General features: G+C 36.2%; 15 protein-coding genes and 1 pseudogene. 7 read left to right on the forward strand and 9 right to left on the reverse strand.

Features of this window, described 5'->3' with window-relative positions; translation table 11 throughout:
* Positions 1–127: 127 nt before the first annotated feature.
* Entirely contained in the window at positions 128–862 is a 735-nt protein-coding gene (locus tag JNUCC51_RS04620; RefSeq protein ID WP_337991034.1) for a hypothetical protein, read from the reverse strand.
* A gap of 183 nt (positions 863–1,045) precedes the next feature.
* Positions 1,046–1,210 (reverse strand): annotated as a pseudogene (locus JNUCC51_RS04625) (phosphonate ABC transporter, permease protein PhnE); the annotation flags it as partial.
* A gap of 141 nt (positions 1,211–1,351) precedes the next feature.
* Between JNUCC51_RS04625 and JNUCC51_RS04630 the strand changes: the two are divergent.
* Entirely contained in the window at positions 1,352–2,914 is a 1,563-nt protein-coding gene (locus JNUCC51_RS04630) for a bifunctional metallophosphatase/5'-nucleotidase (protein WP_337991035.1), read from the forward strand.
* Between the two features lie 91 nt (positions 2,915–3,005).
* Here the strand turns inward: JNUCC51_RS04630 and JNUCC51_RS04635 are convergent, their stop codons facing one another.
* From JNUCC51_RS04635 to JNUCC51_RS04650, 4 genes are all read right to left on the reverse strand, one after another.
* Positions 3,006–3,797 carry a GNAT family N-acetyltransferase gene (locus tag JNUCC51_RS04635; RefSeq protein ID WP_337991036.1) on the reverse strand — a complete coding sequence of 264 codons (792 nt, stop codon included), beginning with the start codon at positions 3,795–3,797 and terminating at the stop codon, positions 3,006–3,008.
* Entirely contained in the window at positions 3,784–5,589 is a 1,806-nt protein-coding gene (gene abc-f, locus JNUCC51_RS04640) for a ribosomal protection-like ABC-F family protein (protein ID WP_337991037.1), read from the reverse strand. The genes JNUCC51_RS04635 and abc-f overlap by 14 nt, the downstream gene beginning before the upstream one ends.
* 103 nt (positions 5,590–5,692) lie before the next feature.
* The gene (locus tag JNUCC51_RS04645) at positions 5,693–5,833 is read right to left on the reverse strand and encodes an RAxF-45 family protein (protein ID WP_166672191.1); all 141 of its coding nucleotides are present in this window, start codon (positions 5,831–5,833) and stop codon (positions 5,693–5,695) included.
* A gap of 240 nt (positions 5,834–6,073) precedes the next feature.
* The gene (locus tag JNUCC51_RS04650) at positions 6,074–7,102 is read right to left on the reverse strand and encodes an AbrB family transcriptional regulator (RefSeq protein ID WP_337991038.1); all 1,029 of its coding nucleotides are present in this window, start codon (positions 7,100–7,102) and stop codon (positions 6,074–6,076) included.
* Positions 7,103–7,325: 223 nt separating this feature from the next.
* Here JNUCC51_RS04650 and JNUCC51_RS04655 point away from each other — a divergent pair, with 223 nt between their 5' ends.
* The 6 genes from JNUCC51_RS04655 to JNUCC51_RS04680 all read left to right on the forward strand — a co-directional run bounded on the left by JNUCC51_RS04655 (position 7,326) and on the right by JNUCC51_RS04680 (position 11,219).
* Complete coding sequence (locus JNUCC51_RS04655; RefSeq protein ID WP_100544639.1) at positions 7,326–7,775, forward strand: LytTR family DNA-binding domain-containing protein; 450 nt, start codon at positions 7,326–7,328, stop codon at positions 7,773–7,775.
* Between the two features lies 1 nt (position 7,776).
* A complete protein-coding gene (locus JNUCC51_RS04660; RefSeq protein WP_337991039.1) occupies positions 7,777–8,181 on the forward strand; it encodes a DUF3021 domain-containing protein in 405 nt (134 codons plus the stop codon).
* Between the two features lie 5 nt (positions 8,182–8,186).
* Positions 8,187–9,107: an ABC transporter ATP-binding protein gene (locus tag JNUCC51_RS04665; protein WP_337991040.1), complete on the forward strand. Its 921-nt coding sequence runs from the start codon at positions 8,187–8,189 to the stop codon at positions 9,105–9,107.
* Positions 9,107–9,982: an ABC transporter permease gene (locus JNUCC51_RS04670; RefSeq protein WP_337991041.1), complete on the forward strand. Its 876-nt coding sequence runs from the start codon at positions 9,107–9,109 to the stop codon at positions 9,980–9,982. Before JNUCC51_RS04665 ends, JNUCC51_RS04670 begins: the two co-directional genes overlap by 1 nt.
* A gap of 123 nt (positions 9,983–10,105) precedes the next feature.
* On the forward strand, positions 10,106–10,861 hold the full coding sequence (locus JNUCC51_RS04675; RefSeq protein WP_337991042.1) for a DUF2087 domain-containing protein: 756 nt from the start codon (positions 10,106–10,108) through the stop codon (positions 10,859–10,861).
* 16 nt (positions 10,862–10,877) lie between these two features.
* Positions 10,878–11,219, forward strand: coding sequence for a GIY-YIG nuclease family protein (locus JNUCC51_RS04680; RefSeq protein WP_100544644.1), 342 nt, complete (start codon positions 10,878–10,880; stop codon positions 11,217–11,219).
* 265 nt (positions 11,220–11,484) lie between these two features.
* Here JNUCC51_RS04680 and JNUCC51_RS04685 read toward each other — a convergent pair whose 3' ends face one another.
* The 3 genes from JNUCC51_RS04685 to JNUCC51_RS04695 all read right to left on the reverse strand — a co-directional run bounded on the left by JNUCC51_RS04685 (position 11,485) and on the right by JNUCC51_RS04695 (position 14,284).
* Entirely contained in the window at positions 11,485–11,859 is a 375-nt protein-coding gene (locus JNUCC51_RS04685; RefSeq protein WP_337991043.1) for an MmcQ/YjbR family DNA-binding protein, read from the reverse strand.
* Between the two features lie 170 nt (positions 11,860–12,029).
* Positions 12,030–12,845, reverse strand: coding sequence for a YitT family protein (locus JNUCC51_RS04690; RefSeq protein WP_337991044.1), 816 nt, complete (start codon positions 12,843–12,845; stop codon positions 12,030–12,032).
* 113 nt (positions 12,846–12,958) lie between these two features.
* Positions 12,959–14,284, reverse strand: a complete 1,326-nt coding sequence (locus JNUCC51_RS04695) for a M48 family metallopeptidase (RefSeq protein WP_337992184.1) — start codon at positions 14,282–14,284, stop codon at positions 12,959–12,961.
* Positions 14,285–14,440: the final 156 nt, after the last annotated feature.

The following is a 14,440-nucleotide window of genomic DNA, read 5'->3' on the forward strand; positions in this document are numbered from 1 at the left end:
TTTTTCACTGCCTTCTAAATGTGTTGGTAGTTCTTTCGATTCCACCGACACATTTGACAGCTATTGAAAATAGGGCTAGCTCATAGCTCCCCCCTCAAACCGCTTTATATAGGCATTAACAATGCATTTAGGATTCTAGTACATTTAAAATAGCATCAAGATCAGTGACAGCAATATCTAGACGTTCCTTTGCCTCAATATTTTGCTGTTTTAATTGACTAAACTCTAGCAAATTTTTCTCATGCTTTAACTTGATAGAAGACAAGCGTTCAATTCGCGATTCTACCTTTTCAATTGCTTGCTCACAAACTGCTGTCCATATCTTTTCTGAATGCTGCATTTCAGTCGTTGATGGGTTGTGTTGACGCATAATTCGTGCATATACTGCTTCAATTTGTTCAATTAGTTCTGAATAAAAATGTCGCTCAACACGAGTTGTTTGGAATGTTGGGTGCTCTACCTCTTTTGCATATGGGGTAATTTGACGTAGTAGCTTGCCAGCATTTTCTCCGAAACCATGTGATAAATTCAAGACATTCATTAACTGTAAAAGTAAACGAATTTCTTCTAGATTAATAAGCTGTGAATCGATGCTTTCCTTTAGCTTTAAGGATTCCATATAGCGTCGATCAAAGTGCTCAATTTCACCATTGCGTTGCTCTACTAAATGATCACTTGCATTGTCTTTTAAGCTTTTAATATAGCGAATTGCATGGCTTTTCAGCTCTTCCATCGACAGCAAGTTGCCATTGTCTTGTTGTGGCTTTCCTCGTTGAACATACGCAAATGCATCCATTTTTTTGGGCCATTGTGCTGCTGGGGTTTCTTCTGAGACATTATAGCGTATATAAATTCCGTGCATTCCATATCCTCCAAGTCCATTAAACAAGTATCTCTAAAGACAATAAATCGAATACGACATTTTTTCAAGTAAAAAACTTTTAAAGATTGAAAATCCTTCTTTTGAACAATAATTCAAAAATCCCGAATAGTCGATACTATTCAGGATTTTTGAATTTTTTATTATGATAAAAATTTTACCACTTCATCCTCTAACTAACTTTGTTCGTATACGATTTGAAACAAACTCCACTACTAAAATAAGCAAAATAAGTCCCAATAAAATAGCTCCTACCTCTGACCACTTATAGGCATGCATAGCAAAAATAAGTGGTGCTCCTATTCCACCAGCTCCAACTAGGCCGAGTATACAGTAAATATTTTCCTGGTATTAATAGAAAGTAAATATATAGTTCTTATATGTAAAACAATATTTTGATATCGTAAATATGCAAAATTATTAAAAATAACTTTATATACTATGGATATACTAACTAACGGAGGACTTCTCATGACTTTAAAAAAAATACAAATACTTGCGACTAGTGATATTCACGGTTATATAATGCCCACAACTTTCCGGAATACAAACAATGAGGCTCTTGGTTTAGCCAAAATAGCAACAATCATTCAGGAAAAAAGGTTGGAAGGGCCAACAATTTTAATTGATAACGGAGATTTTATTCAAGGAAGCCCGTTGACCTATTATCATCAAAAGTTTCAAACACAAGAGCCTAATCCATTAATACAGGTTGCCAATGCTCTTCAATATGATGCGATGATATTCGGTAATCACGAATTTAATTATGGGTTACCTGCCCTACAATCTGTAATAAGCCAGTCCAAATTCCCATGGCTAGGCGCCAACATTTTAACGAATAATGGCCAGCACTTTACTAAGCCCTATATCATCAAAGAAATAGAAGGCGTTCGCATAGCTATTTTAGGCGTTACAACTCATTTCGTAACTAAATGGGAGAAACCGGATCATATCAGTGGGCTTCGTTTTGAAGATGCTTTCTCTAGTGCAAGCTACTGGGCAAAATGGATACGCTCAAATGAGCAAATTGATGTTCTTATTCTTTGCTACCACGGAGGATTTGAGCGAAGTCTAGAAACCGGAGATTTACTCGAAAAAGAAGACGGGGAAAATCAAGGATATCGTATATGTACTGAAATCGAAGAAGTAGATATCATCATTTCCGGTCATCAGCATCGTGAAATTAGTACAACATTTATGGGAAAATCAATAGTACAGCCTAACACTAAAGGAATTTGCTTAGCTAGTATAGAACTAAAAATTATGATGGACAGTCAAAAGAAAATCCACTCTATTACCCATACACCATCACTGATATATGTTACGGAGGATATAAAACCAAATACATCTGTTTGCGCCATCATCTCCCCTACTTTCGACAAAACAGAGGCATGGTTAGATGAAACGATTGGGATCATTCAAGGAAATATGCTAATCGAGAATACATTTTTGGCACGTATTCAAGAGCATCCATATATCGAATTTATAAATCATATTCAAATGGAGGCATCTGGATCTTCTATTTCTTGTACAGCGCTCTTTCACGATGAGTGTGGAGGATTAAAGCAAGAGGTAACGATTCGTGATATTGTTACAAACTATATTTACGCGAATACATTAAAAGTTCTTCGTTTATCGGGGCTCGACATCTTACTCGCCCTTGAACAATCAGCGACTTATTTTACTGTGGAAGCAGGAGAACTGAAAGTAACCAAGTCTTTTCTTTATCCTAAAGCACAGCCTTATAATTATGATATGTGGGAAGGAATCGAATATATTTTGGATATTTCAAAGCCTATTGGTGAGCGTGTTACTAAGCTTACCATCAACGGTGAGCCTATAAAGATGGATGAAAAGTTCGACGTTGTTATGAGTAGCTATCGTGCAACTGGGGCGGGGAATTTTGATTTTTTAAAAAATCGTCCTGTCGTAAAGGAAATACAAATTGATATAACGGAACTAATTGCAGATTATATTTTAAAACACCCATCTATTCATGCAACATGTAATAAAAATTGGCAGGTAACGTTCTAGCTTAAAAAAATTCGCTCTTTTCCTGTAGGAGAATCCCACTTGGATTGCTGTCCTACAGGAGTAAGGCGAATTTTTTTATCTTATATCTTAATTAAGAATCTTGTCGTATTTGCTTAATGCTTTTTCCCTCAGTAAAGGCATGAATTGATTTTATTTTACCTACTGATTTGAAATTTGCCTTATCATAGACCTTTGCAACCTGTTCATTAATAGGTAAAATCCAGAGATATTCTAACCCCTGCTTTATCGACTCTTGCTGTATATGCTGCAAAATATATCCAATCAAACCTCGACCTCGATGGCTTTCAAGTGTTGCTACACTCTCGACTCTCCCTTGATTTCCTGAGACGAAAATATTGGCAGTACAGCAAGGTGTGCCATCCAATCTTAATAAATAGTACGTAAAATGCGGAGAATGATAAGTTTCCTCAAAGGCTTTTTTGATTAATGCAGGCTCCCCAAATGTAGAAATACTCATTTCTACAGCTAATGCTTCCTCCATATTGGCATTTGTTACACGTTCAATTTGTATTGCTGGATTATGTGGTAATTGTAAGTATTCACCGTTCCAACACTGTACATCATCAATAAAACTTTCATATTGAAAGCCATGATTCTCTAGCACTTCTATACATGACTGATTTTCCTCCACGTTGTATAAATACAATCTTGGAATCAGAGATTTTGACTGATAGAAATTTTTGATTTTGTTTAAAAACATATCTGGCTCGGTAATCTTCTTCCAAATGTGTGCATGATTAGCGTCATAATATGTCGGCATTTCCTTATTATAAAATAATACTCCTTCGTGACATGTCTCCATCTCACTAAAACTTTTAATATAATCAATATCTAACTGCATGATGTGCTCAATTTTTTGCATTTTCTGTTCCTCCCTCAATCCATCTTTCATATAAATCCTCTAGCTGCTGCTCAAGCTTTTGACTTTGCTCCTTGGCAAGTGTGGGCTCTTTTAATTTCATTTCGAGCTTTTCAATTTGTTCTTCAATTGATATCTCTTTTTTAGCAGCATAGGACTTTTCAGGTATTTCTTTTATTACTGGTTCTTTTGCTACTTCTAAGCGTTTTTGTCTTGCCCATTCATAATCGCCTTCAAATACTTGAATCGTTTCATGCTCAATCCATGCAACTTTAGTAAAAATCTTTTGTAAAAAATAACGGTCATGAGAAACACCTATTATGGTCCCTTCAAAGGATTCCAGTGTATCCTCCAATACCTCTCTTGCTTCAATGTCTAAATGATTGGTCGGCTCATCCAGCATCAATAAATTAATATCCTCATACATTAACTGAGCTAGACGTAAGCGCATTTTTTCACCGCCACTTAAATCCTTCACTTTTTTAAAAACGTCGTAGCCATAAAATAAAAACTGAGCAAGAATATGACGTGCTTCAGCCTCTGACACAGAGACGCTCTCACGGAAGGCATCTATTAAACGAATGGCAGGATTTTTATGCTCAAACTGCTGTGAAAGGTAACCAATTTTAACACTGCTACCGACATGACAAACACCTTCATTCGGTTCTATTTCACCTAGCATCATTTTTAATAACGTTGATTTCCCACTGCCATTGCCACCAACAATTGCCAGTCGTTCTTCGAAGTAAACCGCTAAATTACTTTCCTTAAATAATGGTTTCTCAAATGCATGGCTAATGCCCCTCATTTGCACAACCTCTTTACCACTACGCTCAGCCATTGTTAAAGCTAAATTCATTTTCTTTTTCGTTGAAGGCTTCTTCACACGCTCTATACGGGCTAGTGCTTTTTCCATACTTTTAGCACGACGATGCATGCCAGCATTTGGCGGATTCGCTTCATTTGCCCATTGCTTTAAGCGCTTTATTGTTTCCTGCATTTTTTTAATTTTCTTTTGCTGTTCTTCGTATTGAGCAAATTGCTGTTCAACCTTTGCTTCCTTTTGTGCTACAAATGCATCGTAATTGCCGATATACGTAAATGCCTCTCCATCTTCAATTTCAATTATTTTTTGAGCCATTTGATTCATAAAATGGCGATCATGTGATACTACAATAACAATCCCTGCAAAGTTTCGCACATAATTTTCTAACCATTCGATTGCCTGCATATCTAAATGGTTCGTCGGTTCATCTAATAGCAAAATAGAAGGATTACTTAACAGGATTTGCCCAAGCATCACCTTCGTTTTCTCCCCACCACTTAAGCTACTAAAAAGCTGCTCAAGCAATGGTGTAATACCTAGACCATTTGCAATCGTCGCTAATTGCGCATCAATTTCATAGCCACCTTGCAACATAAAGTGTTCCTGCACATGACCATATTGCTGCAGTACCTTATCTGTTACAGCTAACTGCATTTCCTGCTCAAGCTTTGTCATTTTTGCCTTTAATGCATAAATTTCCGCAAATGCTTCCTCCAGCACTTCCTTCACTGAGAACATAGGATATTGTGGAATTTGATGTAAATAACCAATCGTCGCTTCCTTACTTTTTATAATTCGCCCCTTATCCGGTGTATCCGAACCAGCTAGTAACTGTAATAAAGTCGTTTTTCCACTGCCATTCACGCCAACAATGGCAACATGCTCCCCTGTATTTACTTCTACTTGAAGCCCTTCAAATAAAACATTTCCACCAATAATTTTTTGTATTTGCTCAGCCTTAATTTGCATCGTTTTTTCCTCCAATGAAACGTGCGAAAAACATCTATAGACACAAAAAAGACTGCTCGATTAACAAGCAGTCTTTTCCTCATTAATTTGTGAAAAAGAATGGTTAATTCGCTACGTTTGATATTTGATTTTGCTTAAAAATGGACAGACCTATCCCGTTGTTCGCAAAATCGAAAGTAATCACACGTGCAAAATACATAGCTGTATCCACTTTTACACATGTTTTCGTAGCGTTTTTATTCATTCCTTTTCACCTCCGTTCATAATAGTTAACTTTATAATACCATAATTCCGATAAATTGGAAAAGAAAAATTTCCGGAGGCATTAAGACAATTATTTCAAATGTGTTTTTTATAAAAAATCAACTCTAGCTACAAAAAACATTTACAGAAAGAAGCTAAAATGAATAGCTATAAGATTGGAAAAGTGCGAGATTTTTTATAAATATTCTCATGCTAAATCTGAGGATATTCCCCTATCACTCTACGTTTTCACCTTTTTCACAAACATTTTCACAAACGGTACAAGGAAAACAGATACGACCAGCACTCGGAATAGCTGAAATGCTGTGACGATCGTGACATTTGCATGCACGGAAGCGGCAATAATTCCCATTTGATCAAGTCCACCTGGCACAATGCTTAAAAAGCCTGTTTTAAAATCAAGGCTGTATAAACTCTTCATAATAAATGTTAAACCATAAGCTGCGCCAATAAAGATACCCGCCGATACAAATGCGTAAAACACATGCTTCTTCGATAAATGTAAATCCTCTTTTTTCAATAAAAGTCCGATGTAAATTCCAAGCATTAGCTGCGCAATATGAAGTAGTGACAACGGCAATTTTGGTACATCAATCCCTGCAATATTTATGCCCATTAATAAAAAAACTGGACCAAGCATATAGCCTGTCGGAATTTTAGCCTTTTGTGCCAACCAACCCGCTACTCCACTTACAGCAAGTAAAGCTATTAGGCCCCATGTATATGCTCCGTTGACAACTAAACCAGTTCCCCCAGAGCCTGAAACCATTAATGGGACAAAGCCGACAATTAAAAGAACCCTTAATATTTGGAAAAACGTAATTACGACCATATCCATATCCCCTTGCTCCTCGGCAAAGGCTACGACCTGTGACATGCCACCAGGCACACAGCATGTTAACGCGGTCGCAAAATCTAAATCCGCTCGTTTTGCTACTAAATAACTAACGCAAAAAAACAATACAATAAATAATACATTTAAAACAATCATACTTCCTAAAAATTGTTTAATATCCTGCACCGCATCCGGTGTAAACGCAAAACCAATGGAATACCCCGCAACAATTAAACCAAAATTACGGAAATATTTATGCCATTTCAATTGTACTTTCGTCAATAACTGAACAATTAGCACTGCCGTAATAGCTCCAAGTAACCATGGCATTGGAATATGTAATACATTAAATAAAATCGCACCTGTTAAACCAATGCATAATGTAATAAACATGTGCTTGTCAAAAATAAACATAGAAGCAACCCCTCGTGACTATATCATTCTATTATGCCGTGAAATTGCCTATTTTTCTACTTCATCACTTTTTCTACAAGGTCATATATCGTTAAATTTGAACCTGTTATCTACAAAGTTTAACCACTTATCCAAGATTTTCTTCACCCTAAAATTTTCTATGCTACATTATTATTACCTGATTCAGTGTTTCTCCATAGTGGAGATATAAAGGAGGCCTCCTATGAAAATTCATTTAACAATCAATAGTGAGCTAGAAGAAACCGAGATTCATATACATGCAAAGGAATACACCGAGCAAATTGAGCGACTGATGAAGCAGCTTAAAGCTTCACAAACAACCATGCTAGATGGCTACTTTCAACAGGAAATTCATATGCTAAAAATTTCAGATATTTACTCTATTTACGCTGAGGGTGCTAAAGTATTTTTGCAGACCGAGGAACAGGAATTCGAAACGAAGCGGAAATTATATGAGCTGGAAGCACAGTTAGCAAAAGACTTTGCCCGAGTCAGTAAATCGACACTCGTTAACATTAATAAAATTGCCTCTATTCAAATGGGTAAAATCGGTACAACAGAACTGATTTTAGAAAACGATGTGTCCGTCCATGTTAGCCGCAAATATTTAAAAGAACTAAAACACCACTTAGGTATCGGGAGGGATTCATAATATGAAATTTATTCGTATGATGATTATTGGAATACTCATATCACTTAGCTCTTCCTACGTCTTAGTAACATTAAGTGTTATATCTAATAACGCTGTAATGTCAGGATCGGAATTACTTGAACAAATTATCATCGCCGCCATACTTGGAGCTGTAATTGGTTTGCTGTCCATCATTTTTGATATCGAGCGTTTACCTTTTATTGCTCAGTTTATTCTACATGTAATTGCAGTTACCCTGTGTGTGTTGATTGCAGGTTATTTCGGGCGCTGGTTTGAAAATTCAAGCATTACGTCTATTTTTATAAGTGAAGCTATTATTTTCTTTTTCGCTTGGTGCATTATTTATGTACTTCAAAAAAATGATATTGCAAAAATCAATCAAGTAATTCAAAAAAGAAAGGAATAAACAATATGACCTTTGCTATACAAGTTGAAAATCTATGTAAGCAATACGGCGATCTTCAGGCCGTAAAAGGTATTTCATTTACGGTTGAACAAGGCTCTCTCTTCGCCTTTTTAGGTGCGAATGGTGCGGGAAAATCAACGACCATTGAAATACTCTGTACATTATTAAAAAAATCAAACGGTACTGTAAACATTAATGGTTATACACTTGATGCAAGCAACGACAATGCGGAAATTCGAAAATCCATTGGTGTCGTATTCCAGCAAAGTTTACTAGATGAACGATTAACGGTGCAGGAAAATATACTTCACCGTGGTAAAACATATGGCTTATCTAAAAAACAATTAATCGAAAATTATCAATTCGTTTCAACATATTTGCATCTAGATGATATAGAAAAGCGCAAATACGGAACTTTGTCGGGTGGTCAAAAAAGACGTGCTGATATCGCTCGAGCCCTTATCCATCGACCGAAAATATTGTTTTTAGATGAACCAACAACTGGGCTTGATCCACAAACGCGTCAATTTGTTTGGCAAGCCGTTAAGCAACTTCAGCTCGAAACAAACATGACTGTTTTTTTAACAACTCATTATATGGAAGAAGCGGCAGTCGCTCATCAAGTTATCGTCTTAAAGGAAGGAAAAATTGTTGCTGAAGGGACACCTGATGAACTTAAAACAAAATACGCCTATGATTCAATGGCAATTGTTTTTCATAATAGTTCTGAAGGGATACAGTGGCTCGAAGATAATGCCATCTCCTATACTGAAAAGCTAGGTATTTTCTCCATCCAAGTCGAATCGACACTTCATGCTTTAACGCTATTAAAAAATGCAGAACCACTTATTGCTTCGTTTGAAGTAATCAAAGGTACGATGGATGATGTCTTTCTTCATATTATGGCCGAGGGAGGCGCAGCTTAATGGAAGCATTATTTAGCTTAGTAAAACGCAATAATAAGGTTTTTAGACGTGATAAAACACAAGTCTTCTACTCGCTACTTTCTGTCATTATTGTCATTGTCCTTTACGCAGTATTTCTTCAAAAAATGCAAGTTAATGCCATTGAAGAAGTGACAAAGGCTACTCCAGCGTTGGTAACGATGGTTAATGAATGGATTGTCGCAGGTTTACTTTCTATGACCGCTGTTTCTACTACACTCGCTGCGTATGGCATTGCTGTAAGGGATCTTGAATCAAAAGCGCAGGCTGATTTTCTAACAGCTCCTATCTCGCGAGCAACCATTCAATTTAGCTATGTATTAAATGCCTTTTTCATTGGCTGTATCCTTTCCTTTATCGCCCTCATTGGCTGTGAAATTTTTATCGTATCAACAGGCGGTGGGCTACTAAACTTCGGGGATTTCTTAAAAGTAGTAGGATTACTATTTTTATCAGTGTTACTTGCCAGTGTTTTTAATCTCTTCCTTGTGTTACTTGCTAACAGCCAACATTCATTTTCAACGCTCAGTACAATCGTCGGTACAGCACTCGGTTTCTTATGTGGCGTATATGTACCTGTTGGTGCACTTCCAAGTTTTGCTCAAAACCTTATTATGTATTTCCCTATCAGTCATACAACTTTACTATTACGCAATTCTTTTATGGAAAGCTCAATTTCCAAGGTTTTCGAAGGTGCGCCTGCTTCACAGGTAGAAGAATACAAAAAAATGTATGGTATAGTCTATGACCTTCATGGAAATATACTAAGTACCTCAACAAGCATTATCATTATTGTTGTCACAATTATTGTGCTAGCAATCTTATCTATTATTATTTTTAAAAAGAAAAATAAATAAACATTTTCGCACATCGTTTATAAAACGGTGTGTTTTTTATTGATTTTAATTAAACAATTTGTTATTTTAATAATAAATAAGCAAACAAAATTATTAATCGTTTGTTTTTCAGGAGGACATTTAATGGATGTAAATGAATTATTTTGGCAGGCTTCGATCCATGACATAAAAAAAGGCTACAATGATGAAACAACACATTTCACTTGTTTGCTTTGCGGGGAAAAGATTGAAAAGGGTATTATTTATCCATATGAAGGCGTTCTCTACGAGGCAGAAAAATTTATGCAACATCATATTACTGCTGCACATCGATCTGTATTTCATTATTTAAATGGTCTAAATAAAAAAATGACAGGGCTAACTGATCATCAAAGTCATATTTTACGCTTATTTTATGAAGGAAAAACCGATCAAGACATTAAAGAAGAATTGGAGATTGGTAGTGCAACAACGATACGTCATCATCGCTTTACCCTTAAAGAAAAGGAACGTCAAGCGAAAACCTTCCTTGCAATGATGGAACTATTAAAAGAACAAAATCAAAAGGAAGACAGCTTTGTACCTATTCACAAAACGGCTACGATGGTCGACGATCGTTATAATATTACGATTTCTGAAGAACAGCAATTACTTGAAAAGTACTTTCCAGACGGTATTGGTAAAGAACTTGTCCGCTTTCCAAAACGTGAAAAGCATAAAATTGTAGTACTCCGTGCAATCACAAAGCTTTTCGATAAAACAAAACAGTATTCCGAAAAAGAATTAAACGAAATGATTCAACCGATATATGAGGACTATGTGCAAATACGTCGCTATTTAATCGAATACGGCTTCATGGATCGACAAGAGGATGGCAGTGCTTACTGGATAAAAAAATAAGAAAGCAGGGTTTCCAATGGACCATAAAAAAGAATTAAAAGAAATGTATAAAGAAATAAAAATCGAAGCTGGCGTTTTTACAATGACCAATAAACAAAATGGTAAAACGTTTGTTGGCAGCTTCAATAATTTAAAACGCTTAAACGGCTTTCAATTTATGTTAAAAACAAATACACATACTAATAAAGAGCTACAAGCCGATTACAACACACTCGGCAAGGATGCCTTCGATATTGAAGTTGTGGAATATTTGAAGAAAAAAGAAGAAGGCTATTTCGATGCAAAAAAAGAGCTAGAAAAGCTGGAACAAAAATGGCTCGACAAGCTTCAGCCATTTGGTGAACGTGGATATAACTAGGTAACATAAAAAAAGAATCTGTTTTCTCCGAGATTAAGTTAGAGAAACTTGCAGATTCTTTTTTTATTTCAAATTGTTTCGCGTGAGGATTCACTGCTTCTAAGGTATTCCTTTTCGTAGATAGAACAAAACCAGTTGGAACCGAGCACTTTTTCCTTGCACCTGATCAGTTCTTTGGCCTACCATAGCATTTCTTCCTCGAATTAACTCCCACTTCTTTACGCGAGGCTTTACATTGCGCACTAGTATTCATCTACTGGTACTCTTACTTCATTTCCTCCATTAAATTAATTTCCTGCTGAGCTTTTTTTGTTAGCTTTCCAAAAACTAACTCATAGGAATGTTTGATTAAATTTTCAACTAAATCAAATGGCACGTCATCTGCATCCATATAGATTGAATTCCAATGTGTTTTATTCATATAGTAACCTGGAATAATACCTTCATAAGCTTCTCTCAACTCTTCGGCTCGATTAGGCTCACATTTTAATGTAAGTACCGGTCTTCCAGTAGCGTCTCCGCCCATCATCCCATACATTTTACCACCTATATGATAGCGATCCGCTTGCCATTCTTCTTTGAAATCATACGTTGTTCCACGAAGCTTTAGGCAATTTGCATGAATTGTTTCTTTGTTCATTATTTAACCCCTTTTCATATCAAAATAAAAAAAACACACGTTCGATTATTTTAATTGTAATCAATAACGTGTGCAGAGGAAATATTTAATTTTTTCAAATCATCTACTGAGCTTCTTAGGAACCTTGAGAAAGCAGAGCGTCATCATAACTCGTTATTACAAAACATCCATTACTTTATGCCTCTATCAAACACGCCGATGACTTCGGTAGTTTGTAATATATTGACAAATGCTTTGGCATCCGCTTCCTTGATCATAGCTTTAACATCGGCAAGCTGATAGCGTGTAATGACGGTAATTAAAACTTTTCGCCCTTCGCCTGAATAAGCACCCTTTGCATCCATAATAGTTACACCTCTATGAAGCTTTTGCAGTAACTGCTGTTTTACTTCCTCGCCCTTGCTCGTAATAATCATCATTGTCAATTTAATATGACTCGTATGAATAGTGTCGACAACCTTCCCTGTAGCATAAATTGATACGAGCGTCAGTAGTGCCGCATCCCAGCTAAAAACGAATCCGGAGATAGCTACAACGATACCATTCATCGCAGAGATTAAAGTACCAAGTGGAAAATCTCGTTTGCGACTTAGCAGCATCGCTATAATATCAAAACCACCAGAAGAACCTGCCGCACGAAAAATCATGCCCAACCCTAAGCCCACAATAACACCACCAAATAATGAGGCAAGAATTGGATCTTGTGTAGCTTTATAAACCGGAATAATATACAAGCTTACCGACAATACGACTACAGAAAGAATGGTATAGCCAATAAATCGTTTCCCTAGCTTCAAAACCCCTAATATAAGCAAAGGCAAATTCAATAGTAAATTTAAAACCCCTGTATTCAAGGGTGTAATAATACCAAGCATGATAGCAATCCCGCTTAATCCGCCACTTAAAATCTCATGTGGAATTAACAAAAGATTGTAGGCAAAGGCGACTAATATTGATGAAAGTGTAATAACGACAATATTTCGCATAACAATTCCCCTATCATAAACGAACGAGTTTTATACTTCTTTTCCCTTAGAATACCCAACTTATTCGTTCAAAAAACCCGAATATGGTACTATTGCTGTGAAAACAACGACATTTATTTCTTCTGATATTCTTTTTTCTGCTCCTCTTTTATCGGCACTTCTTTTAATGGCTCCTCTTTATTCTCTTCAGATTTCTCCGCTACCTTATAAATACGTTCAAGCATTGGCGGATGTGTATAGCGGAACCACTTTACGAGTAACTGTGGATTTACCTCACTCAAACCAGATATCGTTAGCTTCTGGAATGCAGTAATTGCGGACTCTCGATCTCCCGTTAGTGAAATCGCATATTGATCAGCTCTATTTTCCTGATACCTCGAAACATAATTCGACAGAGGGCTCGATGCAAATAATAAAACAGATGTTAGGAGTAAGAACAATGGATAAGAGCCTATATCACCGATTTTTTTAATTTTTAATTCCTTTCCGTAACGCCCAATGAACCATCTCAAACATTTCGCCGTCAGCCATAAGCCTATCAATGACAACAGAAGATATCCAGCAATGCCAAAATAAATATGCTTCTCAACATAGTGTCCCATTTCATGTGCCATGATAAATAATATTTCGTTATCTGTTAAACGATTTAAGGTTGTATCCCATAGCACAATTCTCGAATTACTGCCAATACCCGTTACATAGGCATTTAAGGCATTTGTTTTTTCTGCCATATTGACTTCATATACGTGCTCTGCTGGTATATTCGCCTGTGAAGCAATTGACAAAATTTTCGCCTCTAGCTCTTTATTTTTTAGCGGATAAAAATCATTATATAATGGATCAATGACTACAGGTTGAATAAACATAACAAATATTGTAAATGGAATCGTTAGAAACCATGCATATAGCCACCATCTTTTGGCACTTTTTTTGATGAGCCAATAAAGGACAGTCACGATAATAAAACTCATGCCAAAGTTGACCCAAAAATCAATAATGCCATCTCGCATCCATGACGAAAAACCTTGCGTACTAATTCCGTAGGTTTTGCTTAAATTGTAACGATAATAATTGAGTGGAAATAGTACAACATATAGTAAAAGTGATAATAAGAATAAGTAACTTGCATTTTGCAACAGCTTCCATTTTGTTTGTGATGTAGCTACTTTTTCGAAATAACGTGATACGCCCATAATTAATATCATGAAATAGATTAACCATTCCAAAGGTGTAGCAACAAAGAATAGGAAGTTCCGTATTTTAGAATATTCACCGCTTAAGTATAGTTCTTTTTCAGACATAAACATCACTGGATCTGCAGCTGTCCCCTGCATCGCTCGTGGTATTGTACCTCCACCACTGTGGAATATATACCAATACATACACAGCACATAAACACCGAATATAAGTAGCGCGACAATTCCCATTTTTTTCGCTATGTCATTTCCTCCCTTGTTCAACACTAAGTTCGTCCTATAGTAAGTGTAAGCTAAAATGTAAAAGTTAGAACAAATTTTTCTTTGTTTTATTTACCTTCTATTCTACTTCACACCAAAAAGAAAAATTCGCTCTACTTCTTTAAACGAGTGACAAGC

This window comes from Lysinibacillus sp. JNUCC 51, assembly GCF_015999525.1.
Taxonomy (GTDB): domain Bacteria; phylum Bacillota; class Bacilli; order Bacillales_A; family Planococcaceae; genus Lysinibacillus; species Lysinibacillus xylanilyticus.

Excerpts from the sequence above, each read along its gene's own strand:
- abc-f (WP_337991037.1), bottom strand. The coding sequence starts at position 5,589 with ATGCAAATTAAGGCTGAGCAAATACAAAAAATTATTGGTGGAAATGTT.
- JNUCC51_RS04680 (WP_100544644.1), top strand. The coding sequence starts at position 10,878 with ATGGACCATAAAAAAGAATTAAAAGAAATGTATAAAGAAATAAAAATC.
- JNUCC51_RS04620 (WP_337991034.1), bottom strand. The coding sequence starts at position 862 with ATGCACGGAATTTATATACGCTATAATGTCTCAGAAGAAACCCCAGCA.
- JNUCC51_RS04650 (WP_337991038.1), bottom strand. The coding sequence starts at position 7,102 with ATGTTTATTTTTGACAAGCACATGTTTATTACATTATGCATTGGTTTA.
- JNUCC51_RS04630 (WP_337991035.1), top strand. The coding sequence starts at position 1,352 with ATGACTTTAAAAAAAATACAAATACTTGCGACTAGTGATATTCACGGT.
- JNUCC51_RS04685 (WP_337991043.1), bottom strand. The coding sequence starts at position 11,859 with ATGAACAAAGAAACAATTCATGCAAATTGCCTAAAGCTTCGTGGAACA.
- JNUCC51_RS04660 (WP_337991039.1), top strand. The coding sequence starts at position 7,777 with ATGAAATTTATTCGTATGATGATTATTGGAATACTCATATCACTTAGC.
- JNUCC51_RS04675 (WP_337991042.1), top strand. The coding sequence starts at position 10,106 with ATGGATGTAAATGAATTATTTTGGCAGGCTTCGATCCATGACATAAAA.
- JNUCC51_RS04670 (WP_337991041.1), top strand. The coding sequence starts at position 9,107 with ATGGAAGCATTATTTAGCTTAGTAAAACGCAATAATAAGGTTTTTAGA.
- JNUCC51_RS04645 (WP_166672191.1), bottom strand. The coding sequence starts at position 5,833 with ATGAATAAAAACGCTACGAAAACATGTGTAAAAGTGGATACAGCTATG.
- JNUCC51_RS04665 (WP_337991040.1), top strand. The coding sequence starts at position 8,187 with ATGACCTTTGCTATACAAGTTGAAAATCTATGTAAGCAATACGGCGAT.
- JNUCC51_RS04655 (WP_100544639.1), top strand. The coding sequence starts at position 7,326 with ATGAAAATTCATTTAACAATCAATAGTGAGCTAGAAGAAACCGAGATT.
- JNUCC51_RS04635 (WP_337991036.1), bottom strand. The coding sequence starts at position 3,797 with ATGCAAAAAATTGAGCACATCATGCAGTTAGATATTGATTATATTAAA.
- JNUCC51_RS04690 (WP_337991044.1), bottom strand. The coding sequence starts at position 12,845 with ATGCGAAATATTGTCGTTATTACACTTTCATCAATATTAGTCGCCTTT.